Source organism: Acidovorax sp. sif0632, assembly GCF_019218805.1.
Taxonomy (GTDB): domain Bacteria; phylum Pseudomonadota; class Gammaproteobacteria; order Burkholderiales; family Burkholderiaceae_C; genus Acidovorax; species Acidovorax facilis.
Genome location: NZ_JAHUWW010000003.1, coordinates 451,035 through 474,861, shown reverse-complemented (window position 1 = coordinate 474,861; position 23,827 = coordinate 451,035). Strand labels below are relative to the sequence as shown.

The 23,827-nt window shown below is 62.9% G+C and carries 30 protein-coding genes; 6 read left to right on the top strand and 24 right to left on the bottom strand.

Going from position 1 to position 23,827, the window contains the following annotated elements; genetic code table 11:
- Positions 1–22: 22 nt before the first annotated feature.
- From KW832_RS12145 to KW832_RS12050, 20 genes are all read right to left on the bottom strand, one after another.
- Positions 23–598, bottom strand: coding sequence for a hypothetical protein (locus tag KW832_RS12145; protein WP_218300070.1), 576 nt, complete (start codon positions 596–598; stop codon positions 23–25).
- 3 nt (positions 599–601) lie between these two features.
- A complete protein-coding gene (locus KW832_RS12140) occupies positions 602–1,078 on the bottom strand; it encodes a hypothetical protein (RefSeq protein WP_218300069.1) in 477 nt (158 codons plus the stop codon).
- Positions 1,079–1,080: 2 nt separating this feature from the next.
- The gene (locus KW832_RS12135; RefSeq protein ID WP_218300068.1) at positions 1,081–1,440 is read right to left on the bottom strand and encodes a hypothetical protein; all 360 of its coding nucleotides are present in this window, start codon (positions 1,438–1,440) and stop codon (positions 1,081–1,083) included.
- Positions 1,440–2,105 (bottom strand): hypothetical protein, encoded by a 666-nt coding sequence (locus KW832_RS12130; protein WP_218300067.1) that lies wholly within the window; start codon positions 2,103–2,105, stop codon positions 1,440–1,442. The genes KW832_RS12135 and KW832_RS12130 overlap by 1 nt, the downstream gene beginning before the upstream one ends.
- Positions 2,106–2,117: 12 nt before the next feature.
- Positions 2,118–4,364, bottom strand: a complete 2,247-nt coding sequence (locus KW832_RS12125) for a hypothetical protein (RefSeq protein WP_218300066.1) — start codon at positions 4,362–4,364, stop codon at positions 2,118–2,120.
- A gap of 5 nt (positions 4,365–4,369) precedes the next feature.
- Complete coding sequence (locus tag KW832_RS12120; protein ID WP_218300065.1) at positions 4,370–5,581, bottom strand: phage tail protein; 1,212 nt, start codon at positions 5,579–5,581, stop codon at positions 4,370–4,372.
- Positions 5,574–6,515 carry a baseplate J/gp47 family protein gene (locus tag KW832_RS12115; protein WP_218300064.1) on the bottom strand — a complete coding sequence of 314 codons (942 nt, stop codon included), beginning with the start codon at positions 6,513–6,515 and terminating at the stop codon, positions 5,574–5,576. The genes KW832_RS12120 and KW832_RS12115 overlap by 8 nt, the downstream gene beginning before the upstream one ends.
- Positions 6,512–6,862, bottom strand: coding sequence for a GPW/gp25 family protein (locus KW832_RS12110; RefSeq protein ID WP_218300063.1), 351 nt, complete (start codon positions 6,860–6,862; stop codon positions 6,512–6,514). Before KW832_RS12110 ends, KW832_RS12115 begins: the two co-directional genes overlap by 4 nt.
- The gene (locus KW832_RS12105; RefSeq protein ID WP_218300388.1) at positions 6,859–7,455 is read right to left on the bottom strand and encodes a phage baseplate assembly protein V; all 597 of its coding nucleotides are present in this window, start codon (positions 7,453–7,455) and stop codon (positions 6,859–6,861) included. The genes KW832_RS12110 and KW832_RS12105 overlap by 4 nt, the downstream gene beginning before the upstream one ends.
- 130 nt (positions 7,456–7,585) lie before the next feature.
- Positions 7,586–8,077, bottom strand: coding sequence for a YcxB family protein (locus tag KW832_RS12100; protein ID WP_218300062.1), 492 nt, complete (start codon positions 8,075–8,077; stop codon positions 7,586–7,588).
- 69 nt (positions 8,078–8,146) lie between these two features.
- Positions 8,147–8,608, bottom strand: coding sequence for a phage virion morphogenesis protein (locus KW832_RS12095; protein ID WP_218300061.1), 462 nt, complete (start codon positions 8,606–8,608; stop codon positions 8,147–8,149).
- A gap of 104 nt (positions 8,609–8,712) precedes the next feature.
- Entirely contained in the window at positions 8,713–9,207 is a 495-nt protein-coding gene (locus tag KW832_RS12090) for a phage tail protein (RefSeq protein WP_218300060.1), read from the bottom strand.
- A complete protein-coding gene (locus tag KW832_RS12085) occupies positions 9,191–9,748 on the bottom strand; it encodes a DUF2514 family protein (RefSeq protein ID WP_218300059.1) in 558 nt (185 codons plus the stop codon). The genes KW832_RS12090 and KW832_RS12085 overlap by 17 nt, the downstream gene beginning before the upstream one ends.
- A 117-nt stretch (positions 9,749–9,865) precedes the next feature.
- Positions 9,866–10,435, bottom strand: coding sequence for a glycoside hydrolase family protein (locus KW832_RS12080; protein ID WP_218300058.1), 570 nt, complete (start codon positions 10,433–10,435; stop codon positions 9,866–9,868).
- Positions 10,432–10,659, bottom strand: coding sequence for a hypothetical protein (locus KW832_RS12075; protein ID WP_010465856.1), 228 nt, complete (start codon positions 10,657–10,659; stop codon positions 10,432–10,434). The genes KW832_RS12080 and KW832_RS12075 overlap by 4 nt, the downstream gene beginning before the upstream one ends.
- Before the next feature lie 6 nt (positions 10,660–10,665).
- A complete protein-coding gene (locus KW832_RS12070; RefSeq protein ID WP_218300057.1) occupies positions 10,666–10,869 on the bottom strand; it encodes a tail protein X in 204 nt (67 codons plus the stop codon).
- Positions 10,869–11,333 carry a head completion/stabilization protein gene (locus tag KW832_RS12065; protein ID WP_218300056.1) on the bottom strand — a complete coding sequence of 155 codons (465 nt, stop codon included), beginning with the start codon at positions 11,331–11,333 and terminating at the stop codon, positions 10,869–10,871. Before KW832_RS12065 ends, KW832_RS12070 begins: the two co-directional genes overlap by 1 nt.
- Before the next feature lie 100 nt (positions 11,334–11,433).
- Positions 11,434–12,135: a phage terminase small subunit gene (gene gpM / locus KW832_RS12060; protein ID WP_218300055.1), complete on the bottom strand. Its 702-nt coding sequence runs from the start codon at positions 12,133–12,135 to the stop codon at positions 11,434–11,436.
- A gap of 14 nt (positions 12,136–12,149) precedes the next feature.
- Positions 12,150–13,151, bottom strand: coding sequence for a phage major capsid protein, P2 family (locus KW832_RS12055; protein WP_218300054.1), 1,002 nt, complete (start codon positions 13,149–13,151; stop codon positions 12,150–12,152).
- 45 nt (positions 13,152–13,196) lie between these two features.
- Positions 13,197–14,075, bottom strand: a complete 879-nt coding sequence (locus KW832_RS12050) for a GPO family capsid scaffolding protein (protein WP_255577700.1) — start codon at positions 14,073–14,075, stop codon at positions 13,197–13,199.
- A 115-nt stretch (positions 14,076–14,190) separates the two neighbouring features.
- Between KW832_RS12050 and KW832_RS12045 the strand changes: the two genes are divergently transcribed.
- The 4 genes from KW832_RS12045 (at position 14,191) to KW832_RS12030 (ending at position 18,174) form a co-directional block, all read left to right on the top strand.
- Positions 14,191–15,984, top strand: a complete 1,794-nt coding sequence (locus KW832_RS12045) for a terminase ATPase subunit family protein (protein ID WP_370628686.1) — start codon at positions 14,191–14,193, stop codon at positions 15,982–15,984.
- On the top strand, positions 15,984–17,045 hold the full coding sequence (locus KW832_RS12040) for a phage portal protein (protein WP_218300052.1): 1,062 nt from the start codon (positions 15,984–15,986) through the stop codon (positions 17,043–17,045). Before KW832_RS12045 ends, KW832_RS12040 begins: the two co-directional genes overlap by 1 nt.
- A 174-nt stretch (positions 17,046–17,219) precedes the next feature.
- Complete coding sequence (locus KW832_RS12035) at positions 17,220–17,492, top strand: Com family DNA-binding transcriptional regulator (RefSeq protein WP_218300051.1); 273 nt, start codon at positions 17,220–17,222, stop codon at positions 17,490–17,492.
- Positions 17,374–18,174, top strand: a complete 801-nt coding sequence (locus KW832_RS12030) for a DNA methyltransferase (RefSeq protein ID WP_255577698.1) — start codon at positions 17,374–17,376, stop codon at positions 18,172–18,174. The genes KW832_RS12035 and KW832_RS12030 overlap by 119 nt, the downstream gene beginning before the upstream one ends.
- 400 nt (positions 18,175–18,574) lie before the next feature.
- Here KW832_RS12030 and KW832_RS12025 read toward each other — a convergent pair whose 3' ends face one another.
- From KW832_RS12025 to KW832_RS12015, 3 genes are read right to left on the bottom strand one after another with little or no spacing between them, the layout of a single operon-like run.
- Positions 18,575–20,011 carry a P-loop NTPase fold protein gene (locus KW832_RS12025; protein ID WP_218300049.1) on the bottom strand — a complete coding sequence of 479 codons (1,437 nt, stop codon included), beginning with the start codon at positions 20,009–20,011 and terminating at the stop codon, positions 18,575–18,577.
- Between the two features lie 44 nt (positions 20,012–20,055).
- Positions 20,056–21,354 carry a Y-family DNA polymerase gene (locus KW832_RS12020; protein WP_218300048.1) on the bottom strand — a complete coding sequence of 433 codons (1,299 nt, stop codon included), beginning with the start codon at positions 21,352–21,354 and terminating at the stop codon, positions 20,056–20,058.
- A gap of 20 nt (positions 21,355–21,374) precedes the next feature.
- The gene (locus KW832_RS12015) at positions 21,375–21,821 is read right to left on the bottom strand and encodes a LexA family transcriptional regulator (RefSeq protein ID WP_010465837.1); all 447 of its coding nucleotides are present in this window, start codon (positions 21,819–21,821) and stop codon (positions 21,375–21,377) included.
- A gap of 36 nt (positions 21,822–21,857) precedes the next feature.
- On the opposite strand from KW832_RS12015, the gene KW832_RS12010 reads away from it, so the two are divergent.
- Together KW832_RS12010 and KW832_RS12005 are read left to right on the top strand one after the other, a co-directional pair.
- Positions 21,858–22,553 carry an SOS response-associated peptidase gene (locus KW832_RS12010; protein ID WP_218300047.1) on the top strand — a complete coding sequence of 232 codons (696 nt, stop codon included), beginning with the start codon at positions 21,858–21,860 and terminating at the stop codon, positions 22,551–22,553.
- 341 nt (positions 22,554–22,894) lie between these two features.
- Entirely contained in the window at positions 22,895–23,194 is a 300-nt protein-coding gene (locus KW832_RS12005) for a single-stranded DNA-binding protein (protein ID WP_218300046.1), read from the top strand.
- A 98-nt stretch (positions 23,195–23,292) separates the two neighbouring features.
- Here KW832_RS12005 and KW832_RS12000 read toward each other — a convergent pair whose 3' ends face one another.
- The gene (locus tag KW832_RS12000) at positions 23,293–23,508 is read right to left on the bottom strand and encodes a hypothetical protein (RefSeq protein WP_233573437.1); all 216 of its coding nucleotides are present in this window, start codon (positions 23,506–23,508) and stop codon (positions 23,293–23,295) included.
- Between the last annotated feature and the right edge of the window lie 319 nt (positions 23,509–23,827).

The window sequence follows — 23,827 nt, the reverse complement described above, 5'->3', positions numbered from 1 at the left end:
TTCTCCAGGGGTATGGGTGGGTTTACAGGGTGGGCAGGTAAGTGGCGTGCAGCTCTGCAGGCACGTCAGGAAATGGGAGTGAAGTCACCAAAGACGCATGCGCCGCGTGCAGCACGCAGGGGTCAAAGCGGTGTGGGTCCGGGTGCGCGAGGCACGCCGCCACCAACTCAGAGCAGGTGAAGCGGCTGGCCTTGTGCGGAATCAGCCAGGCCACGTAGCCCGCGATCAGCTGCCAGTCGTAGGGCGCGCCTTCCAGTCGTCGGGCCACGGCTGCAGCCAGCAGGGCGTTGCGCTGCACGGGGATGCAGTGCCACCGGGCCGGGTCCAGGGTGATGCGCTTGAAGCGCACGCCACCCACATGGCCCGCGCGCCGTGGCGAGTGGGCGGGCAGACGCTCGGCGGCCACGCTGGAGACACACCACAGCGCGCCGTTGTCATCGGGGGCGGTGGTGCCATCGGGCATGAGGTGGTCCACGCCATCACCGGGCTGGAACACCAGCTCGCAGTGGCTGTAAATGCCGCCCAGTCGCAGACGGATCAGCACGTTGGCCAGGCCCTGCAGGCCGGGCCGGGTGGATTTGTAGGAGGCCAGCAGCATGGGTCAGCCCTCCAAACCCTTGACGTGCCGTTCCACCTCTGTGGTGGGGGTGGTCAGGATGGCGTCGCGCTTGGCGGCCGTCATGGGGCCGGAGCCTGGCCACACCGAGTTGGCTGCAGGCTGCGCGGTGGCGATCAGCACGCCCATCATTGCCGCGATGCGGGGGTCGCGCAGGTCGATGTATTTGCGGCCCTCCACCATGCCCACCACGCCTTTGCAGGCATCGTGTGTGCTGGCGTAGATGGCGGGGGCGTCCATGCCCAGGCGATCCTTGAACGGCCCCACGTCCACCCACCAGACACGCGGGTCTTCGACGGCCTCGGGTGCTTCCCATTCGCCGGTCGCCAGGTTGTGCACCTTGCCGATCAGCTCGGGGTCGTAGGTGGCAAGTTCCACCAGGTCGGCGCCTTCCAGCGGCCCCGTGGTTTGCGAGATGGCGAACGCACGGCGCCCGCTGTCGATCTGTGCATAGATGTGCATGGTCATTTCCATTCGGTCAGTTCCCAGGCCACGAAGCTTTGGGCGGCGGAGCTGTTGCCTCGCGTGGCCGTGATGGTGTTGCTGGCCGTCAGCGCTACGGTGCAGAACATGTCAAAACTGGCTATCCGATAGCCCGTCACCCGCAGCTCTGCCTTGTTCATGTCCACGGCGGTGATGGTCACAGTCGCCGTGCCGCCTACCATCAGGATGACGCCCCGCTGAATCGACTTGATGCCTTTGCCGTTGATGGCTGCCAGCACTTCGGCGGCCTTGTTGTTCACTGCGGCCAGCAGCTCGGCCAGCTTGGTGGTGGTGAATTCCCGGAACAGGCGCACCGCGTCCAGGTTGATGGGGTCGAACATCAGGCTTGCTCCTCGGTAGCGGCGATGGATTGCAGCCCGTCAGCGCCGTAGGTCAGCGTTTCAACGCGGGTGCGGCCGTCATAGGTGGTTGTGACAGTGCCCACGCGGCCCTGCGCGTCGTAGGTCAGCGTTTGCACGGCGGGCTTTCCTCCAATCGTTCGCGTGACGGTGGACAGGCGGCCCTGGGCGTCGCGGGTGAGTGCCACCGCGCTGGGGCCGTTGGCTGGCCCCAGGGCCAGGTGCGCGGGCAGCAGCGTGACGTTCGGGCCGGTCTGGCCGTTGATTGCACTCACCTTGGTGGCCTGCAGCGCGGCCACCGCGCCGTCCAAGGTGTCGAGGCTTTCGCCCACCGTGGCCATGGCGGCTTCCAGTTGGGTGTTGGTTGCCAGGTCGCCCACATTGCCAATCGCCGCTTCCAGTTCGTCGCGGCGCTGGCGCAGCTGCACCAGCATGGTGTTCACCTCGGCCATGGACGGCCCCACCAGCGTGTCGATGCGGGCCAAGCCAAACTTGGTCAGCTCATCGACCACGCCCTGCAGGTCGGCCCGGCGCGCTTCCAGCTCTGCAATGCGGTTGTCGATATCTCCGAAGACCCCATTGAAGAAGTCCTCGGACAACGGCGTTTGGCCGTCGCGCATGCGGTAGGCCTCGAATCGTTTTGGCATGCTGCCTCTGCCTTACAACGCAAGGTCGTAGCGCTCGGCCACGTGCCAGGGGTGGGCGCCCGTCACGCCCGCGCCGTCGATGCGGATGCGGTACGCGCCGGTATTGGCGCCCAGGGCAAACCGGAACTCGCGCCACAGGCTGCGGCCGTCCACAACTTCATCGCGGGACGAGGTGGCGGGCACGGTGGCGGCGCCCACGATCAGGCGGCAGTCCACGGTATGGCCAGCGGCGGCACTGAAGTCTTCGAGCAGCAGGCGCACCCGGATGTTTTGCGATGGGGTGCCCAAAACGCGGTCGGTGCTGACGTGCACAAAGGCCGTGCCACGGCGGCGCACCGTGACCTGGGCATTGCCAGGGCGAACGGCGGGCATCAGGTCCTGGGTGCCGATGAATACCGCGCGCAGCGGCACCAGGGCCGCCCCACCGAAGGCGGGCGGGGTGTCGGGAGTGACGGGGCGCCACAGGCCGCCCGTCTGGTATTCCCACACCAGGCGGCAACCGGCCGGCACTGCGCTGTCATAGAGCAAGTCCAGCTCTTGCACACCGCCCGCCAGCTGCAGCGGCTGCATCTGCACCACCGCGCGGGGCGACACGAACCGGGCGAAGTTCAGGCGCAGCATCAGGTCGCGCTCGGCCGCCTGGGTGAAGTAGGCGCCGTCTTGCGTGTACATCAGGATGCCCTGGGTGTATTCGGTGCCCTCGGTGAAGCCCACGCGGTGGCCCGCGCCGGTTACCAATGCCACGGCATAGCGCTTGCCCGCTTCTACCAGCAGCGGGTCGGGCAAGGCCACCTTGAGCCAGCCAGCCGTGACGGAACCCGGCGCCAGGGTGGCGCGGGAAAGCACCTTTTCCATATCGGGCTGGCCCAGGGCGGCCTCGGTCACCAGCACGGTGAGGCCCCCGGCCGCGTCGGCGCTGGTCACAAAGATTTCCACGCTGGTGAGCCAGCCCGTTTGCGCCATCAGCACGGTTTGCGCGAGCACGGAGCCCTGCACCACGTAGTTGGTGGTCACCATGTCCCAATAGGGTTCTTCCCAGCGGTCCACCCACATGCGCGTGACGCGCAGGAACTGGTGGTCGATGTTGGCGCGCGCTTGGTCGGCCGGGTCCACCGTCCACACTTCATCGCCACGGCGCAGGATGCCGGTAACCGGGTCGTACACGCCACTTTTCCAGAAGGCGCTGTTGGTGCAGTAGGTGAGCGTTTCGCCGGTGCGCACGCGCTCGCGGCTCAGGGTCTTTTGCACCGCGTTGAGGGTCTGGTACTGGTACTGATTGATGGCCAGCTCGCCCGCCCGGTTCTCCATGCGCAGGCGGGTGACTTCATCGAACGCGGGCAGCATCAGCCCGGCCGCGCTGGTGCGCGCCTCGGGGTCCATCGGGTTGAGCAGCGACAGGGTGCCGGTCTGCTGCGCAGCGATGGGCGGCCGGATGCCCTCGAATGCGTCGGCGCTGTAGGCCGCGTGGGTGGTTTCGCTCTCGCCCGTGTCGAGGAAGTGGTCCCCGCCGTAGAACTTGTAGTCGTCGGGGATTTCCATCCGCTCCTTGAGCTTGGCCATGTCCACGCCCAGTTGGGCCACGTGTTCCAGGCTGGCGCGGGTGGAAAGGTCCGAAGCCAGGCCCGCGATATCGCTCATGATGTGAGCGATGCGTGGCTCGGCGCCCAGAATCCAGCCTTCTGCCGTGCGCAAGCGGGCATCCACGCGCTGGAGGTTGGGCAGGCGGCGGCCTTCGGCCAGCACCACTTCTTGCACGCCCGTGGGCGACAGGCGCACATGCGCGATCAGCGTATAGCCGGTGGGCGGCTCGGGGCGCTCAGGGGTGGGGGACTCAAGGCCCTGGGCAATGTGTACGGTGGCCACGCGGCGGCGCTGCATGGCCACGGCCTGGGGTTCCACCTCGCGGGTTTGCAGGTCAATGAGGAAGTCGCGCGGCTCGATGCTGGTGTCTTCTTCCTGGCCAAACACGCTGACGGCCACCCACTTTTGATCCTGTAACGGGAGCATTGCGAACACGGATTGCACCTGTGCAACGTCCAGCGCGTACACCTTGCCCGTGGGGCCGTCGTACAGGCGGCCCACGGCCACTTCCAGCTCGGTGGCGCTGCGGCCGGACACGGTCAGGCCTACAAACTGGCGCTCGCTGGTGATGGCGTCGCTGACGATGTGGCGGCGGGCTTCGTCGCCCCAGGCCTGGGTGCTGTTGAGGTCGGCGGCCTGCAGCTCTTGGCGGTCGCGGTAGATGACGCTTTTTTCCATGGGGTTCAGCTCCTGTTGATGGTTTGACCGGCCAGCACGGCACCGGCTTTGTGAATGCGGCTGGCGCGCGCGGTGGCATGCAGCCGCGTGCGCACCAGCACCTTGTCGTGCGCGGCCCGCGCCCAGTCCATGGCGTCCAGTACCGGGGCCATGCGCTCGCGGGCGCCACCGGCCGACAGCGCGGCATTCATGGCACTGCCCGCCATGGCGAAGGGCTGGCGCTGCTCGGGCATGCGCACATGGGCCAGGGCGATGAATGGCGGGCTCGATAGGCGGGTGAACCCCAGGTAAGAGGGGCCGTGCTTGGGCACGTTGGCCACGGCCGGGTCGTGCAGCCGGATGCGGGCATACATGCGCCGGGCGCTGTCGCTGCGCACCGTGAAGCCTGCGAGGGGCAGGCCTGCGCACAGCACATGCGGGCGCGGTGCGCGCTCGGCCACGGGCTCGGCATCGGGCGACAGGGGCGCGAGCGATGGCGCCATTTGCTTGAGCGTGAGCAGCTGCAGGCGCTCGCGGTAGTTCACTGTCTGCACGCGCCAGTAGCGGGTGGATGCGTCGGCGCGGCTCAACACACCGGCCAGCGGCTGGCCCAGGTGCTGGCCACGGGCCACGGCGCGGCGGGCCATGTCCACTGTGGCGGTGTGCTCTTGGTCCATGGCGCTCCAGCCGTGGGTGGTGAGTGGCAATACCTGGCCGGTTGGGTAGCGGATTTCTGCGCGCACGGCGCTGCGGGCCATGGCGCTGGTGCGGGTGGGTGGCTCTGCCCGCGTGCCCACGTAGCCGTGGCCCAGCATCAGCCCCTCGCAGGGGGCGCGCTCGCGCTGGCTGTAGATGCGCATTTCTGGATGGGCGGCCAGCCATTTGGCGCGGCTTTCGGCATCCCAGAAGCCCAGGAAAGTTTTGGCGGGCGGCATTTCCAGGCGCTCGATGCGCGCACCTGCCAGGCGGGCCAGCTCGCGCAGGCCCTTGGGGGTGCCGATCAGTGCGTGCAAACGCGGGCTGGCCTTGATGACGGCGCGGCGCTCGGCCTCGCCTTGGGGCCACACGGGCACGTCTTCGGCCAGGCCCATGTGCGGCAGCAGGTGGGCGGGGATGCGCGCGGGATCTTGCAACGTCGAAAGCGCAGAGTCGCCCACGGTCCACGGTCCCATGGCAGACGATGCCGCGCGCTCCAGGGGCGTGGCGTTCGGGGGCAGCAGGTGGTGGCGTTCAGTCATGGCGCGCCTGGGGTGTGACGGTGATGGACGTAATGACGGGCACTTCACCGGCACCGGCCGCAATGTCGGCGGCGGGGGTGGCCAGCACCGCGTCGCGGATGCCCTCGCCCATGAGGGCGGCCACCAAGGCGGCGCGTGTCACGTCCACGCGGAAGGCGGCGCGCAGGCCCAGCTGGCGCACGCGCTGGGCGGCAGCTGCGGCCAGCACGGCGCCATCAGGGCCGGGCGGGTGCACCAGGGTTGCGGCCACGGCCAGCGGCAGGATGCGCGCGGCTGTCACGTCCACATCCACCGTCAGGGGGCGCACGTCTTCGGCCAGCAGCGCGGCTTCGGTCTGGCCCACGATGGCGTCGCCTGGCACCGCAACCCTCCAGCACATGGAATTGGCGCCCGCCTCGGGGTGTTCGCCAAACATGGCGCGGCCGATGGCCTGCTGCTGGGCGTCCACGTCTTCGACACGGGCGGCCACGCGGGCCAGCAGGGAGACTTTGACGCGGCCGGGGCGGTCGGACCACACGTCCACCTGGCGCACGTCCACCGACACCCGCAGCGCGCGCAGGCGCCAAGTGGTGGTGCTGGCCGCAGCAGACAGAGCGTGGTAGCCCATCAGCACGCTCTGACGCAACCTTTCGTCGTCTTCACCGGGCAGGCGCGCCAGGTCGTAGCGCGCGGCCAGGTTGTCCAGGTCGGTGCCCACGGCCCAGCCCAGCATGACGGCGCGGGCGGCATCGTTGATACGTGCGCGGATCACCAGCTCGCGGTAAGCGGCCACCTGCAGCAGCTTGATGAGGGGTTCGCTTTCAAGGTCGATCACCTCGGCGGCGGCCGGGTACAGGCGCAGCAGGTCGGCGCGCAGCTCGGCCAGCACGGTTTCGTAGTCCAGGGTTTCGACCACGGCAGGGCGGGGCAGGGCGGACAGGTCGAGGGTGTTCATGGGGCGCGGCCCGTCACGGAAACATTCAAGGACAGCGGCCCCACGCGCCCGCGCTGGTCGTAGGTGCCGTGCAGGCGGAACAGCACAGCGCCGGGGCGGTCGGCCTCGCGCAAGGATTCGATGCGCGACAGCCGGAAACGCGGCTCCCAGCGCATCAAGGCGCTGGCCACGGCCGCATAGACGCGCACCTGGGTGGGCAGGTTGTCGGGGTGGTCGATCAGCTCGGGCACCAGGGAGCCGTATTCGCGGCGCATGACACGCGAGCCAATGGGCGTCGTGAGAATGTCGCCCAGGGACTGGCGCAGGTGGTCCAGGCCGGTGATGGATTGGCCGGTGGTGCTGTTCATACGGGCGGGTCCGTTTCTTCACCGCCGCGCTTCACGCCGGGGTGCAGGTGGTTCGCCAGGCTGATGTCTTGCGCCAGCACATCAGGCGTGACCTTGAGGCCTTCGCCGTTCAGCGTGGCGGTCGCGCCCCCGGCTTTCATCACGATGGCATCGGGCGTGATCTGGATGGACGACTCCATCACGCGCAAAAGAATGCTTGTGATCGCTGCCAGCGTGAATTCGCCGGACGTGGCGTCGTGTTCCATGTAGCCCGCGCCGCCGAATTCCTGCCGGAACAGTTCGGGGTTTTCGCTGACCTGGGGGTTTGCGTCGCTGTAGGCGCCGGGCAGTACCACGGCGTTCATGAGGTCGCCGCCCGGTGCGAGCATCAGGCACTGCTCGCCCACCTTGGGCGGCCACCACACGCTGCCGGCTTCACCGGCCGCGCGGCCCGTTACCCAGGGAATCCAGTTGGTGGTGATGTTGCCGCAGCGGATGCGGCAGCGCGCGGGGCGGCCGGTGCGCACTTCGGCAATGGTCCCCACCCGTGCGATGTTCTCCAGGCGGCGCAGGATTTCAAACGGAGATTCGGGCTGATCGACGGGGCGTTCCATGCATTTGATGGTGCCCGCGCGTGCGAGAGAAAGCACGCGGTTTGCCCTGTGTGCGCGATGCACACATGCGCTACTTCACCGGCTCATTCGCGTTGTTGAGTCCGGTAGCGCTGTAGGTCGAAGAAACGGCCTACACAGAACTTTTCGCAGTTTGAACGTGGTGTTCTAAAAGACGCCGGAATTCGTCCATCTCAGCCTTGGAGGCAAAGAACCGTTTGGGTATGACGTGAGCCTGGTGGCCAGATATGTACACGGCGATGAAGCCAGGACGTTGCAACAGCTTGACGATGCCTGGCCAATAGAAAATGGACTTGTTGAACTTAGTTTCTTCAAGTAGTCCTTCGTCGGATATCTCTATGGTGTGTTCGACAAACATGGTCTTGTTCCTCTTTCCTGCGGCGGCAAACGCCAACACGAAAAAAACAGACAGCCAGATAGCCACCCACCAAAAAAGCGCGATCAAGAAGGCCGTCATGAAGTCAGCCTTGGAATCCGTCATGAAGGTCCAGATGATCCAGGCAGCAAACAGCCCGTGCGTGAGTTGATACCAAGGCGATCTGAAGGCGTGCGTAATGCTGAACCAAAGAACGTCCCAGTAGGTTGTCTTGAACTGAATTCGCATGGTTGTCCTCCCTTTTTTTTGAATCGACGCCTGATTCTGCTTCACGTTCGTGGCGCCTTGGATAGCCGACTAGAGGCTAAGGCTCGCAAGCAGGATTTCATGCAGACGTTTTGCACTGTCGCCTGAAATTCCTAGCAAGGGGCGGGCCGGGTAGTCGTATTCCGGGCCGCCCGGCTTCACGCTGTCGCGCAGGCCGAAGTGATGCACGCGCGCAATGCGTTCGGTGCGGCCCGCGAAGCCCACCACCGCGTCGCCGCCTTCGACCTGGGCGCGCAGGTGTTTGGCGCCCGCCAGCTTGGCGAACATGCTCTGCGCCTTGCGCTTGCGCAGCTGGCCGCGCTGGTCACGCAGCGGGTGCTTGCGCGGCGCCCAGGCTTCACCATCGGGGCCGTGCTGGGCGCGGATGGTAGCGGCGTTCTCGCGGCGCAGCTCGCGGGCCACGTCCAAGGCGAGTTTGCGGCGCTCGCCCTCGGTGAGGCGGTCCAGCAGTGGCTGGAGCCAGCTTTCCAGCTGCATGAAGTCGTCGGCCATGGTTCAGCGCTCCCCGCGCTGGCGGGTGCGCACCCAGCGGCGCCAGCGTCCGCGAATGCGCTGGTATCCCTCCCACACCAGAAAGCAGACGGTGAACACGTATTTCATCGGGGGGCGTAGTCCCATTCGGCCAGCTTCTCGTCGCGCAGGAACACTTCCCAATGCTCGGCCTGCAGGATCGCCAGCGGTGGCGGTGGTTCCTTTTGGTGGATCAGGTCCAGCGCGCCGGCCGGGCCGTTGGCACGCGGGCGGGCGATAACGCGCTCTGTCAGCTCCAGCTCGATCTGCAGGTCGATGGCCTTGGCGTTCAGATACTCGGCTTCAAACCGGATGGCGCGGGCGCGGCGCTCGGGGTTGTCGAACACCTCGGGCTGATTGCGCTTCATCCAGCCCACCAACGGGGCCATGACGGCATCGGCGTGGCCTGCATAGTCCAGCAGCAGCGCGCGCAGGGTGTAGGAGTACTCAAACGACAGCGCATCGGTGCCGGTGTGCATGACCCGGCCGCCCGTGATGAAGATGGCGAGTTTCTGCGGGTCTTTCTTGACGGCCGGCAATGCCTTGGTGAGCGTGTCGCGCAGGCTACTGGGCTTGTCCATTGCGTGCGGCCTCGATCATTGTGTTGGCGCTGTCGTAGTCACGCTCGCAGGCGAGACCACGCGGGCGGGCGGTGTCAGCAATGTGCGCCAGCTCTCCCGCTCTTTCATCAGCGCGTCTGAACAGGTCGGCAAACAGATCGGCGGCGGTGGTGTCTGGCGTGCACTGGCCGGCAGCGGCGCGAGCCTGGGCGGCGGCACGGTGCTGGGTGAGGTAGTCGGCAAGGTCGCGCTGCAGCCGGTTGCGAGCATCCAGGGCGCGAGCGCGGCCATCATCAGCAGCAGCCAGCGCGGCCTGCGCTTCGGTGTCGTTCTTGGCGATTTCGTCACGGTGTTTTCCTTCCAGGGTTCGATAGCGTTCTGACGCCTTGAGCGCGGACAGCGCGGCTGTGGTGCGTTCTGTCTGCAGGGTGGTTTCGGTGTGGGCGGTTTCCAGCTGGGCTTCGGCCAGGCGAATGGTCTGCATCAGCAGGGCGAAGCCCAGGCCCAGCCCCAGGGCGATGGCGGTGTATTTCCAGGCATTGGCGCGTAGGGTGGTCAGCATGTCAGCACATCCCGTGCGGGTGGCCACCGCAGAAGGTGAAGTAGAAGACCGCGACGGCCGCCACCGCGAGCAGCACCAGCACCAGGGCGGTGATGGCCAGGAACTTGAGGGCGCCCATCATTGCATTGCCATGCAATCAGCATGCCTCTTTTGCTGCCGGGTCCACACGCCTTTGCAGCCTTGCGGCCCCCAGTTCTGTGGCAGGCGGCAGTCGCGCCCGGCCTGAAACCGCCACTGGGGCAGGGCTTCGCAGGCGCGCACGTGGTCGCCAGCCATCAAGTGGCGGCGCATGGAGCTGGTGCGCCAATTGCCTATGCCGTACTGGCCCACAAAGTCCAGATACAGGTCGTATTCACCCTGATAGAGCAACACACCGGGCAGGCTGGCTTTGAAGCGCGCTTCTTCCTCGCTGTGCAGGTTGCGGGCGAGCTGCTGGGCACGCTGGCGGGTGATTGGCGGGTCGGAAAGGCGCACGGGTGTGCCGTCTTCGTACCGCGTGGACCCGTGGCCGATGGTGGGCACATCGCCTGCTGTTGGCACGTAGGGGTGGTGTACCACTACGCCATCAGCGCGCGCGCTGGTGGGGCCGTCGCCTTCGCTCGCCTGCCACGCGGCAAAGCCCGCCGCCGACATGGTGAGGCAGGCCACGGCCACGCGGGCCAGGCCCTGGCGCAGGGTGGTGCTCATGGTTCCACCCCGTAGGCCGCGTTCTTTGCGATGCGCTCGGCGCGTTCATTGCGCCACTTCCACAGCAGGTAGCCCAACTGCGCGGCCACATACACGATGGTCAGGGCTGTGAGCGTGTGGCTCATGGTCCAGCCGTTGACGGCCTGATGGGCCACCACGGCAACGGGCGGGGAGGCTTTAGCGGTTTCCACGCCAATGGCTTTGATAATGCTTTCTCGGTCCATGGTGAATCAGTCCCACAGGTTGATGGTTTGTTTTTTGGTTCTCTTGGGCGGGACAACGATTTGCACCACCGTTCCAGCGGGCAGGCGCGGCCCCAGCTTGGCCAGGCCGGGGTTTGCGGCCAACGTGGCCTCCACCACCTCGGCCGTGCTGCCCGTAGTGCGGCGGCACAGCTCGTCCAGCATTTCGTAGTCCTGGGCAACGGCGCGCATCAGATCAGCTCCACTGTGGTGCGGGCGATTCCCAAGATGTCGGAGATTGCGCGGCGCATCGTGGCCCGGTGTTCGTCGATCTTTGCCTCGATGCGCTCGCGGACGCGGGCTTCCTTGCTGTCGTTGTGCGGCGTTGTGTCGATCTGCCTGTAAGCCTCGGCCAGGTCGGCTTGCACATGGGCATGGATGGCGCGCAGGTAGCGGCCCGCCTGGCGGCCATCGCCCGCATTGGTAAGCGCAGCAATACCGGCCGCAAGCTGCTCGGTTTTGTAGAGGTGCAGTTCTCCATTCACGGCGTCGAGCGCGCCCTCAATGGCGTTAGCCAGGCGGGCAGCGGTGACCGTGCCATCCAGCAGGCAGACCTCGCGCACTTTCTCAGGGACGACGGATGGGAACCACGGGTCGTTTGTGACCTGTGCATCCTCTTCTTGGATGGGCGGGTTGGCGGTGGCGATGAAACTCATGGCTAGTGTTCAGGTGGCGGTGGTCCTGTGCCTGCCTTGCGTGCGTAGCTTGCGCATTGCAGTGAGGCAGACACATGAGCCGCCAGGGTGCGGGGTACGCTCAGTCGGTGCCGGTAACCGCCTTGATGCGGCGCTCCAGGCGTTCCATGTCTTTTTTCACTCCCACCTTGTCGAACAGGGTGTGGGCGCGCTGCAGGTGGTCCATGGCCTTGCGGGCCTTGGTTTCGTCCAGCGTCGTGATATCGGGCTCATTGGTCGGCGTTTTGCCCAACAGTGCATAGCCGATGGCCTTATGCAGCTTGGCGCGGGCTTGGTCGGGGGCGTCGCGGTCGGCCGTGAGGCTGTCCACCTCTGCCAGCACGCGCAGGGCTTCGTCTCCCACCAGCTTGCCCGCGTTTGCTGCGGTGGCTGTCTCGTCAATCAGCAGCGTGGCCAAGTCGCGTTCGTAGCGGTCGGGCAGCGCGAGGTTGTGCTGGAGCGCGTAGGCTGCAATCTCCAGCGCGCGCGCCCAAGAACCTACGTCGAGGTGCCACACCATCACGCTGGTGAGCACCATGTCCTGGCCACCTTGGCCGCCTTCGAGGGCGCCGGTGATGTAGTCGTCGTAGTCCCCGACGAAGGTGAGCTTTGCCTCGATCTTGCGTTCGACAGACTGGATTTTTCGCAGGGTCAGGCCGTGCTCGTGGAGCTGACGAAGCATCAGCTCGTAGGCACCGCCCTTGACTTCATCGCCAGGCGGCGCAGCCTTGGCCGCCAGTTCGGCCAGGACGCGCATCTGATGGCGGCGTGCAGGGGTCAGCATGGTGGTGCAGGCCTTTACGCGATTTCGATGTTTTCCACCATCGCAGCCATGCCGGTGTTTTCCACCACATAGGCGTCGTTCGAGCTTTCGTAGTTCTCGATGCGGTCACGCTTTGGGTTGTCTTCCATGCGGCGGCGGCGCGCGCCTTCCTGCCAGTAGATCGACAGGTTGTCGTAAGTGGTGATCAGCAGGGCGTTGTCGGGGAAGAATGGCACCGCAGCAGCCTGCAGGCCGCCCACGCGCTTCTGGCTGATGATGATGTCCGCGGCCAGGGTTTCGGTGGGGGCCTGTTCGACATTCACCAGCGGGAAATATTTGTCATCCAGCAGATTGCGCCCCAGCATGCAAACCAGATTTGGGTTGTTGTGGAACCACGGGTCCATCAGGCGTATGGCGTCGAACACCAGTGCGTCGAGGTTCTTGTAGTCGCCAGCTGCACCCACTTTCACCACGCCCGGCGTGCCGCCTTGCGTCATCACTCGCGCGGGCGCTTCTTCACGCAGGTTCTGCAGCCAGCCCTTGTTCACATCCTGCAGCAGGGGGTTGGCCACCAGGTCGGTGGTAGCCGCAACGCTGGTGCCGTGGAAACCGATCAGCATGCGGTCGAGGGCCTGGCGCGCAATGATCTGGTCGCGCACGCGGATCTGGAAGTCCTTGAACTTGGCCCAGGCGTCGAGCGTGGCGTATTTGATGTGTGTGTCGAAGTTGGTCTTCTCGCACTTGTAGCCACGCTGATCGAGCGTGTGCACGTCGCGGGTTTGGCGGTCTGTGTTGGCGGTGTTGGTGCGGCTGGCCACCGGGCCGTTGATGCCCAGGCCCAGTTTGTCGCCCATTTGTTCCACCACGGGAACGATGTTGATGCGGCTCAGAAAGTCGCTGCTCTCCTGAATCTTGTTCTCCAGCGTCTGTTGCACGCTGGGCGTCACTGTGAAAGTGGCGGCGGCGTTGGCAACGCCGTTGAGGTGACCCACATGGGACAGCAGGGCGGTGTAAAGAAGGCGGGTTTCGTTGCGCATTGAGAGTGCTCCGGGGTAGTTGCGTTTTCGGGTGTCGGTGGTGGTTCAGCAGTCGGTCTGCTGATAGCCCTGGGCGCCGGTGGCTGCCGGGCGCTGGGTGTGGTTCTGCGCGGTGGTGCCTTCGAGCTTTTTCACCAGGTCGCCGTGGGCGGTTTGCAGGGTTGCGAATTCCCGGGCCAGCTTGGCGTGGTCTTTGGCGAGCGTGTCGTGGGCTTTGCTTTGGCTCTCGGCCAGCTCTGCAAACTGCTCGAAGCCTGCGAGCACTTCGGCAAAGCGGGCGTCGTCGGTCTTGTTCTTGGCGCTGAATTTTTCGCGCAGTGCCTTGAGGCCAGCCGTGAACTTGGCGCCCACGCCCTCGGTGTCGTCGTCCTCGAACACCAGCTCGGTTTCGACGGCCTGGGTGAACAGCGTGGCCGGGTCGCTTTTGCGGGATGCCAGGGGGTTGGCTGTGGGGTTCTGCTGGGCGAAGGCCAGCATTTCGGTGCCCAAGCTGGCCGGGCTGTCGGTGACAGCCAGGCCCGTCAGGTAGGCCTCGCCTGTGTCGGCAAACTTGGGGTGCACCTCGATGCTGGTGAACAGCTTTTGCCGGGCCTTGTTCATGGCCTCCAACTCGGGCAGCGGTTCAATCTGCGCGAACAGCTCCAGCTTGCCGTCTTTGCCCTCGCGCGATTCGACGGCCAGCACGTCGCCGTAGGCCTTGAACATGCTGTCAGGGTAGGCGCTGCGCATGTGTTCCAGCCACACACGCGGACTGTAGGTTTCGCGGCTGAAGTTCTTGACGATCTGCTCGATCCAGCTGCGCTCGATCTGGCGGCCGTCAGTGGTGGCGCCTTCACGGGCGACGCGGAAGAACTTGGATTTCTTGGCCATGGTGGTGGTGTCCTGCGGGTTGCTTTTGCGGTAGTGGTTGCGACTAGCCGCCATGGTCGGGCCGCTGGGATTCGCTTTCAACGCATGCCGCATGTGTGCGCTTCAGGCACATCCGAAAGGGCTGCGCAGCAGGGTCCGCGCGCGCGTGTGCGCCCCTAATCTCGGGGCCATGTCAGCATCAGCGCTCGCCACATCGCTCCCGTTTTCGACCGTTCCGGCCGAAGGCATGGCAGCGGATAAAAAGCGCGCAGCCCGGCACCTTTACTGGCAGGGCTGGCGCATCACAAACATTGCCGAATACATCGAGGAACCGCGCACCACGGTGCATGGCTGGAAAGATGCGGAGCAGTGGGACAAGGCCACGCCCATCCAGCGCGTGGAAGGCGCGCTAGAAACGCGGCTGGTGCAGCTCATTGCCAAGGACAACAAGAGCGGCGGCGATTACAAGGAAATCGATCTTTTAGGCCGACAGATCGAGCGCGTGGCCCGGGTGCACAAGTACAAGGAAACGGGCAAAGAGGCCGACCTGAATCCGGCTATTGATGCCCGTAATGACAGGCCCAAGAAGAAGCCCAAGCGCAACCACTTTGACGAGCAGCAGATTGAACAGCTGCTCGATGCTTTCCGCGACTCACTGTTCGACTACCAAAAGCTTTGGTGGGCCAGCAGCCAGGAACGCACCCGGATGATTCTCAAGTCGCGCCAGATTGGTGCGACTTGGTACTTTGCCCGCGAGGCCCTGGCGGATGCACTGACCACCGGCCGCAATCAGATTTTCCTCAGCGCGTCGAAGTCACAGGCCCATGTTTTCAAGCAGTACATCATCCAATTTGCCAAGGATGCTTGCGGCGTGGAGCTGTCGGGTGATCCCATCGTGCTGCCCAACGGGGCGCACTTGTATTTCCTCGGTACGAACGCGCGCACGGCGCAGGGCTACCACGGCAATTTCTACTTTGACGAGTTCTTCTGGACCCACAACTTCGAGGAACTGAACAAGGTGGCCAGCGGCATGGCGCTGCACAAGCAATGGCGCAAAACCTACTTCAGCACGCCCAGCAGCATCCAGCACCAGGCCTATGCGCTGTGGAACGGTGACCGCTTCAACAAGCGCCGCCCAAAGGCAGACCGCATCAAGCTGGATCTGTCGCACGACCGCCTGGCTGGCGGCTTCACGGGCGAGGACAAGATTTGGCGGCAGATCGTCAACATCATGGACGCGGCGCGCGGTGGCTGCGACCTGTTCGATGTTGACGAGCTGCGCATCGAGTACGCCCCGGACGAGTTCGAGAACCTGCTGATGTGTGGGTTCATCGACGATTCACAGAGTTCGTTCCCCCTCGCGCAGCTGCAGGCCTGCATGGTGGACAGCTGGGAACTTTGGGACGATGTGAAGCCGTTCATGACCCGGCCCTACGGCTACCGGCCGGTGTGGATTGGGTATGACCCCGCGCTGTCGGGCGATTCGGCGGGCTGTGTGGTGCTGGCGCCACCGACCACGCCGGGCGGCAAGTTCCGCGTGTTGGAGCACCACCAGTTCAGGGGCATGGACTACGAAGCCCAGGCGGCGGAAATCAAGAAGATCACCGACCGCTACAACGTGGCGTACATCGGCATCGACACCACGGGTATGGGGCAGGGCGTTTATCAGATCGTGAAGGGCTTTTTCCCGGCCGCCACGGGGTTCCGCTACTCGCCAGAGGTGAAGGCGCAACTGGTGCTTAAGGCGCAGAACGTCATCAGCAAAGGGCGCTTGCAGTTCGATGCGGGCGCCGTGGATATCGCTCAGGCCTTCATGGCGATCAAAAAGACGTTGACACCCAGCGGGCGGCACGTGACCTACACGGCCGGGCGCAACAGCGAAACAGGCCACGCGGATCTGGCTTGGGCGTGCATGCACGCGCTGGCGAATGAGCCGCTGGAAGGCGACACCGTGGCCAATCAATCAATCGTGGAGATTTCGTAATGGCAAAGAGAAAAGGCCGCACGGACCGGCCCGCACCCATGGCCGCCATGCAGGCGGCGCCACAAGGCGGGGGGATGGAGGCGTTCTCCTTTGGCGACCCGGTGCCGGTGATGGACGGGCGCGAGCTGATGGACTATGCAGAGACTTGGCTGAATGGCAAGTGGTACGAACCGCCCTTGAGCTGGGAAGGCCTGGCGCGATCGTTTCGCGCCAGCACGCACCACAGCTCGGCCCTGTATTTCAAGCGCAACGTGCTGGCCAGCACCTTCATCCCCCACAAGCTGCTGGACCGGGCCACGTTCAGCAAGTGGGCGCTGGACTTCCTCACCTTTGGCAATGCGTACCTTGAGCGACGGCCCAACATGCTGGGCGAAAACCTTGGGCTCGATCACAGCTTGGCAAAGTACGTACGCCGGGGCGCGGATCTGGACTCCTACTTCTACGTCCACGGGTTCAAGACCGAACACGAGTTCAAGAAGGGCAGCGTGTTCCATCTGATGGAGTGCGATATCAACCAGGAAATTTATGGCTTGCCCGAGTACCTGGCCACGCTGCAGGCGGCCTGGCTCAATGAGTCAGCCACCTTGTTCCGGCGCAAGTATTTCCAGAACGGGAGCCATGCGGGTTTCATCATGTATATCACCGACCCTGCCCACCAGCAGGCGGATGTGGATTCGATCCGCGAGGCACTGAAACAGAGCAAGGGGCCGGGCAACTTTCGCAACCTGTTCATGTACGCGCCCAACGGCAAGAAAGACGGTATCCAGATCATCCCAGTGGGGGAGGTGGCCGCCAAGGACGACTTCATCAACATCAAGAACGTGAGCCGCGACGATGTGCTGGCGGCCCACCGCATCCCGCCCCAGTTGATGGGGATTGTTCCAGGCAACACAGGCGGCTTCGGCGCCATCTTGCCCGCCGCCCAGGTGTTTGCCCGAAACGAGATTGAGCCGCTGCAGGCCAAGTTTCGGGAGTTGAACGACTGGCTTGGTCAGGAGGTGGTGCGCTTTGATCCCTATGTGGTGGCCGTCACCAGTGAGAAAGAAGGTGCTACTAAATAGATAGCTATGTGCGCTTGATGGTAAAGCGCTGGCGGTGAATATCGCCAAAAAAAGACAGGGCGAATTCTCGGGGTGCGCTAACACCCCAGGAAAACGCCTCCGCCGTGAGTGACCACGGCATTGACCGAAGACCCTGCCACCTAGCTAGGCGAGGGCGATCATAGGTGATGCCGAATGAACGAAGTGAGATGTGGGAGCTGCCACCGCCTGCTGGCGCGCGCAGTGTTCCAGTGTTTGGAAATCAAGTGCCCCCGCTGCGGGACACTGAATAACGTGAGGGCCGCGAGTCCCCAGCCAGAACGCCTGGGAGCGTCGAACAAAACCGACCATGACTCAAAGCAAAGAAACCGAAGCACAAACCACCCCAGTCTGCCGCCAGATCGGCAACGCCACCATTTACCTGGGCGACAGCATGCAACTGATGCAGCAGCTGGGCCTGCGGGTTGACGCCCTCATCACCGACCCGCCGTACAGCAGCGGCGGCATGGTGCGAGGGGACCGCATGCAGACGCCCAACGCGAAGTACACGCAGTCCGGCCCCGCCCAGCAGGCAAAACACAACGTGGATTTCAGCGGGGACAACCGCGACGCCCGCAGCTGGGCGTTTTGGGTCAGCTGCTGGGTGTCGCTCGCGCGCCAGGCGCTGCGCCCTGGCGGGTATGCCATGGTGTTCACCGACTGGCGCCAGCTGCCCGCGTTGACCGATGCCTTCCAGGCGGGCGGGCTGGTGTGGCGTGGCTTGGTCCCGTGGGACAAGACCGAATCATCCCGCGCCCCGCACAAGGGGTATTTCCGCCATCAGTGCGAGTACGTGGTGTGGGGGTCGAATGGTCCGCTGGCCATCGCAGAGCATGGCGGCCCCTGGCCCGGCTTGGTGCGGGAGCGCGTGGACCACCGCAAGAAACTGCACATGACCGGCAAGCCGGTGGAGTTGATGCAGCAGCTGGTGCAGGCGGTGCCACCTGGCAGCATCATCCTCGACCCCTTCATGGGCAGCGCCTCCACGGGCGTGGCCGCGCTGCAGGCCGGATACCGGTTCATCGGGTTTGAACAGGATCAGCACTACTTCGATGTGGCCGTGGCCAGGTTGGAAGCACTGGTGCACGGCGAACAGCGCGAAGCGGCATAACCAGTCTGCACACTGTGACAGGCCACCCAAGCGGTGGCCTTTTTTACGCCCATACGCGGGCGGCATGCTGTGCGCTGTCCTCTACCCGTTACTTTGCCTCTCCACGGCCCCGCCAGGCCTGCCCCGGTGGGTGCCCGCCCGGGGGTGCCCCCCGCCTGCCCAAACCCCCAGCCCGACCCGCCGCGCGCAGTCGAGACCCCGCCGCGCCTACCCTCTTGATGGGGCGTTTCCGCCGACCCTGCCGACACTATGCTGCGCGAGGCGCGTTGCGGCTTCGAGGTCGGTTCTGGAGGCGTTCCGAATGACGGGTTTTGACGGGTTTTGTCAGTGTTTCGACCAATTTTCAGACTTACAAGCTCTCGGCGCTTCAAAATATCGTTTTGAAAACTCTAACGCCCATTCAGTGAGCGGTGAATTTCGTCATTTTCTTTACCTGCTGAGGATATTTTTTGAGCGGGTTAATTCTGGCTGATGATGGAGTTGATGAAATGATGGCCTGTTCGTAGCAATTTGGTGAATCGATATTGTGAATTATTTTCATCGCCTTTGCCGAAGATAATTGATAAATATCTAGCACGTCGGAGAGAGATTTTTCCTGATTGGATGTTTTCCCGACTAGGTCTGTATGTGCGATTTTGAACGTCGAAGTTTGACCGGTTTTTTCGATGAATGTAGACATGCGCTGCGCTGGGTCGCGGATAAGGCTTTCGATTGCGGTGTCATTTACTATATCGAGGCAGCATAAGGCAATAAGATATGTTAGATTTGTTTTCTCATGGCTTGGCTGTAGGGCTAAAAAGCATTCAGCTTTTGTTATGACTTGTTTTGCACTTCTTAGGTCTATGTTGAAGTGATTTATAAGATAGTTGATGGTTTCCTCGGGGGTGAATTCTATGTTGTTCCAGTTGTCTGCCAAATAGAGACCTGAGTACACATATTTCGGGTTTGATACGGGAGTATTTTTTATTATTTGTCGAATGTAATCTGTAGAACTTCCTTCTGGTAATTGATAGTCAAAATCAAAAAATCGTCGCAAATAATTTCGGCCATCAAAGCCTTGTCCATAAAGAGCTTTTACCGACTGAGCGAGCTGAGTTATATTTGTGCTGATTACAAATGCAATCCCTTTTGCATTGAAAATGTGTTTGATTCCCTCTAGCAGGCTTAAAGCGTAGTCTGGTCGACACCTGTCTAACTCATCGACAATAATAAATATTGGCGCCCTGAAGCCTCCGATGGTTTCGAGTTTTTCTGCAAGTGTTTCCAGATCTGTTTTGACTTTTTCTATCGTGTTATTTTTGATTGCATAGTCTTCAAAAGTCTTTTCTAAAAATTTCTCGATATCTTCGTCAAATATTAATTTATCGCTCGGTTCAATTATTTGTTTTGCGATTTCTCCACCCTCTTCGCCTACTATTTTTTTGGCGTAATTTTTTACCACGGCGGCGCCGAGTGGAATTGCCGCCTTTCCAGCTTGCATAAAAACTTCTTGCGCTTTCTTTTTTAAGCTTCTTGCAATTCTCGGGCCTTTGGGTGTCCTGCTTATTAATGGGCTTAAGGCATTATTTATATGGGCGATGAAAGATAGTAAAGGATCCTTGTGGTGATCGTTCTTCCATGCATCAAATATGATTACTGGATGTTGATTTCCTTCGATGTCCTTCGCCCAGTGATTTATAAAGAAAGTCTTCCCTTCTCCCCATCCTCCGTCCAGAGCGCAACAAGTAGCGTCGTGACCAGTTTGTGATTCGTGACGCTTGACTATAAATTTGTATAGAAAATCTCCAAAAATGTCACGCTCAAGTAAATCCCCGTCCCAACGTGATTTAGTTTCCATAATTTTTCACAAGAGGTAGTAGTTCGATCACTCTAGCGTTTTAGCTAGGCTCGCGCCACCGGCACATCCTCCCACCGCGTCGTGTACTGCGGAGTGCGCCGCTCCTGCTTCATCCCCCATTCCTTGCCTTTGTTGGTGCCGCCCGTCGCGCCTGAATGCACAGTGCCCTTGCCATAGCGCTGGTTGAGCGTGTCCAGCGCCACCATCAGCTTGGTGCGGTCCCGGTGGTCTTCATCCTCCAGATCCAGCTCGCCCTGCAAAACGCTGCCCGGCACCAGGTCCAGGAGCATCACCCCGGCCTTGGCCATCTTGTAGCCGGGCTCGTAGATGCGCCGCATGCCAGCGGATGCTGCCCATACCAGCGTGCCGGTGTCGGCCGTAGGGCGGCGCAGTGGCACCACGATGCTGCGGTTGAACCTGGGACCGGGTCGGAAAGGGGAGGTGTGGCAGAACACCAGCAGCTGGCTGGCCAGGCTGCCTTGCTTGCGCAACTTCTCGGCCGCGCGGCTGGCGAATTCGCTCACTGCCTCCACCAGCGGCGGCAGCTCAGTCACCGCATGACCGAAAGACCGGGTGCAGGCAATTTCTTTCTTCGGTGCTGGTGCATCGTCCAGGTCAATGCACTGCATTCCCTGCAACTCGCGCACCGTGCGTTCCAGCACCACGCTCCAGCGCCTGCGCACCGTGGCGGGGTCCAGCCGGGCCAGGTCTAGCACGGTATGCACCCCGCCTTCATGCAGCTGCGCCGCGATCTTCCGGCCCACGCCCCACACTTCTTCCACCAGCGTGGCGGCCAGCACGTCGTCCAGGTCCTGGGCGGGCAGGGCGGTCAGGTTGCACACCTGGGCCAGCTCGACCGGATAGCTGCCCGGTTTGCGCTCGGCCGTCTTGGCGATGTGGTTGGCCAGCTTCGCCAGCGTCTTGGTCTGGCCGATGCCCACCCCACAGGGGATGCCCACCCATTGATTGATGCGGTCGCGGATGGCCTGGCTGCGTTTGGTCAGATCGCCCCGCACTCCTTGCAGGCCGATGAACGACTCATCGATGCTGTAAATCTCCTGCGTGGGACCCAGGCCCGCCGCCAGACTCATCATGCGGTCGCTCATGTCGCCGTACAGCGTGAAATTCGCACTCAGCGCCACTAGGCCGTGGGTTTCCTCCATGTGGCGGATCTGGAACCACGGCGCCCCCATCTTGATGCCCAGCGCCTTGGCCTCATTGCTGCGGGCAATGGCGCAGCCGTCGTTGTTGCTCAGCACCACTACCGGGCGGCCGTTCAGACTGGGGCGGAAAACCCGCTCGCAGCTCACGTAAAAATTGTTCCCATCCACCAGCGCGTACATGCTGGCCTCCATCCATCAGATCAGGTGGGAAACAGCTTCACGCACCCACTCACCACACCCCACACCTCAATGGTCTGGCTGTCGCGGGGGATGATGTCGGGATAGGTGGGGTTGGCCGCGCGCAGCTTGATGCGGCCGGCGCGCTGGTGCAAAAACTTCACCGTGCATTCGCCGTCCACGATGGCCACCACGATGTTGTTGTGCTTGGGCTTGATCGCCCGGTCCACGGCAATGATGCAGCCGTCATCAATGCCCGCGTCGCGCATCGAGTCCCCCCGCACCCGCCAGAAGTAGGTGGCCTGGGGGTGCTTCACCAGCAGCTGCATGATGTCCAGCCGCTCCACCACGAAGTCGTCAGCAGGCGATGGAAACCCCGCGCGCACACTCACGCCGCACACCGGCAGAGCGAGCACCTGCACAGCCGCGTCATACGGCACGGGCAGGGGAGAATCCAAAAAGCTGTACATATTCACAGTATAGCCATCTGCTGCCAGAATGTTGCCATGTGTACCTACTACGAGGTCCCGGGCCGCGAGCAGCTGGTGCTGCACTTCGGTGACGTGCCCGAGGAAGAGTGGCGCGACAAAATGAGCCCGCTGTACCGGGGGCCGTTCCTGCGGGCCAAGGGCGATACAGGGCGCGAGCTGGTGGTGGGGCAGTGGGGAATGATCCCGCCGCACTCCAAAACACACATCCCCACTGGCAAGGATGGCAAACGCCTGAACACGGTGAATGCCAGGCGCGAGGGCATGGCCAAGTCATGGACATACGGCGGCCCGTGGCGCAAGGGGCAGCGCTGCATCATCCCGGCGCAGCTATACGTTGAACCCTACTGGGGCACTGGCAAGCACATCCCCTGGCAGTTCGAGCGCGCCGATGGAGAGCCGTGGGGTCTGGCGGGCTTGTGGAGCGAATGGACCGACCCGGCCACGGGCGAGGTGGTGCCTAGCTACACCATGATCACGCAGAACTGCGACGATGTGCCGGTGCTCAACCTGATGCACCGGCCGGACCCCAAGCGCGCGCCTGACAAGCAGGACAAGCGCACTGTGGTGCCGCTGGAAAAGGGTGACTGGGATACCTGGCTCCATGGCACCGTGGAGCAAGCTGAAGCCTTAGTTCATTTGCCACAGCTCCAGTGTTTCGTGCATGGCCCACAAGACCCAACGCTAACTGTCGAATTGCCAATCCAGAACTGAACAGCGGTTGCGCTGCCCGCGACTGTGTGAGAATCGGAGCAGTTGGGCGCATGGGGCAACTTTGGGGGCAACTCTGATCGCTCTATGCAATTTTGCAAGTATTTATACGGCGTTAGCTGAGGATTTCGAATCCCGCCACGCCGACCATTGATAGCAAAAGCCCAGAACCGAAAGGTTCTGGGCTTTTTTGCTTGAGAGGGCGCTCAGAGGTATCCCTGAATGATTTGTGCCATGCCTCCTGACCGCTGCACTCTTAAGGCTTGTTGTGCGGGCTGGCCGCCAGGGAGCGCGCTGTGTGCTGATCGAAAACAGGTGATGGCCCGCCGGGGCGGAGGACTTTCATGATCGATGGACTCGTGGCCGGAAGGCTTTACGGTGATTCCGAGCAGCGTACCGACAAGGCTGGAAAGCCTTTCACTGTGGCCAAGGTGCGTGCAAACACGGCGGATGGCGAGTTGCTTTTTGTGAATGTGATTGCGTTTGAGGTGGGTGTTTGCGCTGCCATTCATCACCTGCGCGATGGGGATTCACTCGCGCTTTCGGGCAGCATCACACCGAGAGTCTGGACGGACAAGCAGGGCAACACCCGGCCTGCATTGGACATGGTGGCGCACCGTCTGCTTGCGCTCCACGGAGATTGAAACAGGACGCTGCTGAGTGGCGGACCTGAAGCGGGGCAACGGTGTATCCCTGTGGGTTTGGGCAACCGGCTTCAGGCGCTTGTGGGGCACCGCAGATATCAAGTCGGGCTTTGTGGCATGGATGTGGTTTTTATAAATCCCAGCGCTTTGAGTTCTTCTTCGTCCAGATGCAGCTCCGTCAATTCCGGTTGCCGTGCCTCCACGGCACGCCTGCGTTCGTAGTTGCTGGGAGGGCCTTTTTCTGTTTGTCGGCGGTCCTGCCCGTTGCGTCTGTCGGTGTTGACTCTCCGGTCGGTGTTCATACTGGTGCTCATGCTGGTGGGGTCATGGGTATTGATGGGGGCTGGGGCTGTCGGTGCTTCATGAACTTGATGCTCGGTGGTTGCCAGTCGCCTCCGTCCTGCCGTGCCAGTCTGCCGGAGCTCGCTTTGTTTGGAAATGAAAAGATGACCGCAAGGCAAGGTGGGTTGCAAGGGTGACACTGCAGATGCCTTGGTGAATCGGAAGATTCCAAGGTGTCCACCGCCCAAGCCTTTGCCAAAGCCGGGCGGCTCCAGTCCTTGCCGCTCGCCATCGGTATGGGTGATTGCCCTGATTTGGTGAGGTGCTGCACTGCATTGATGCATTCCGCCA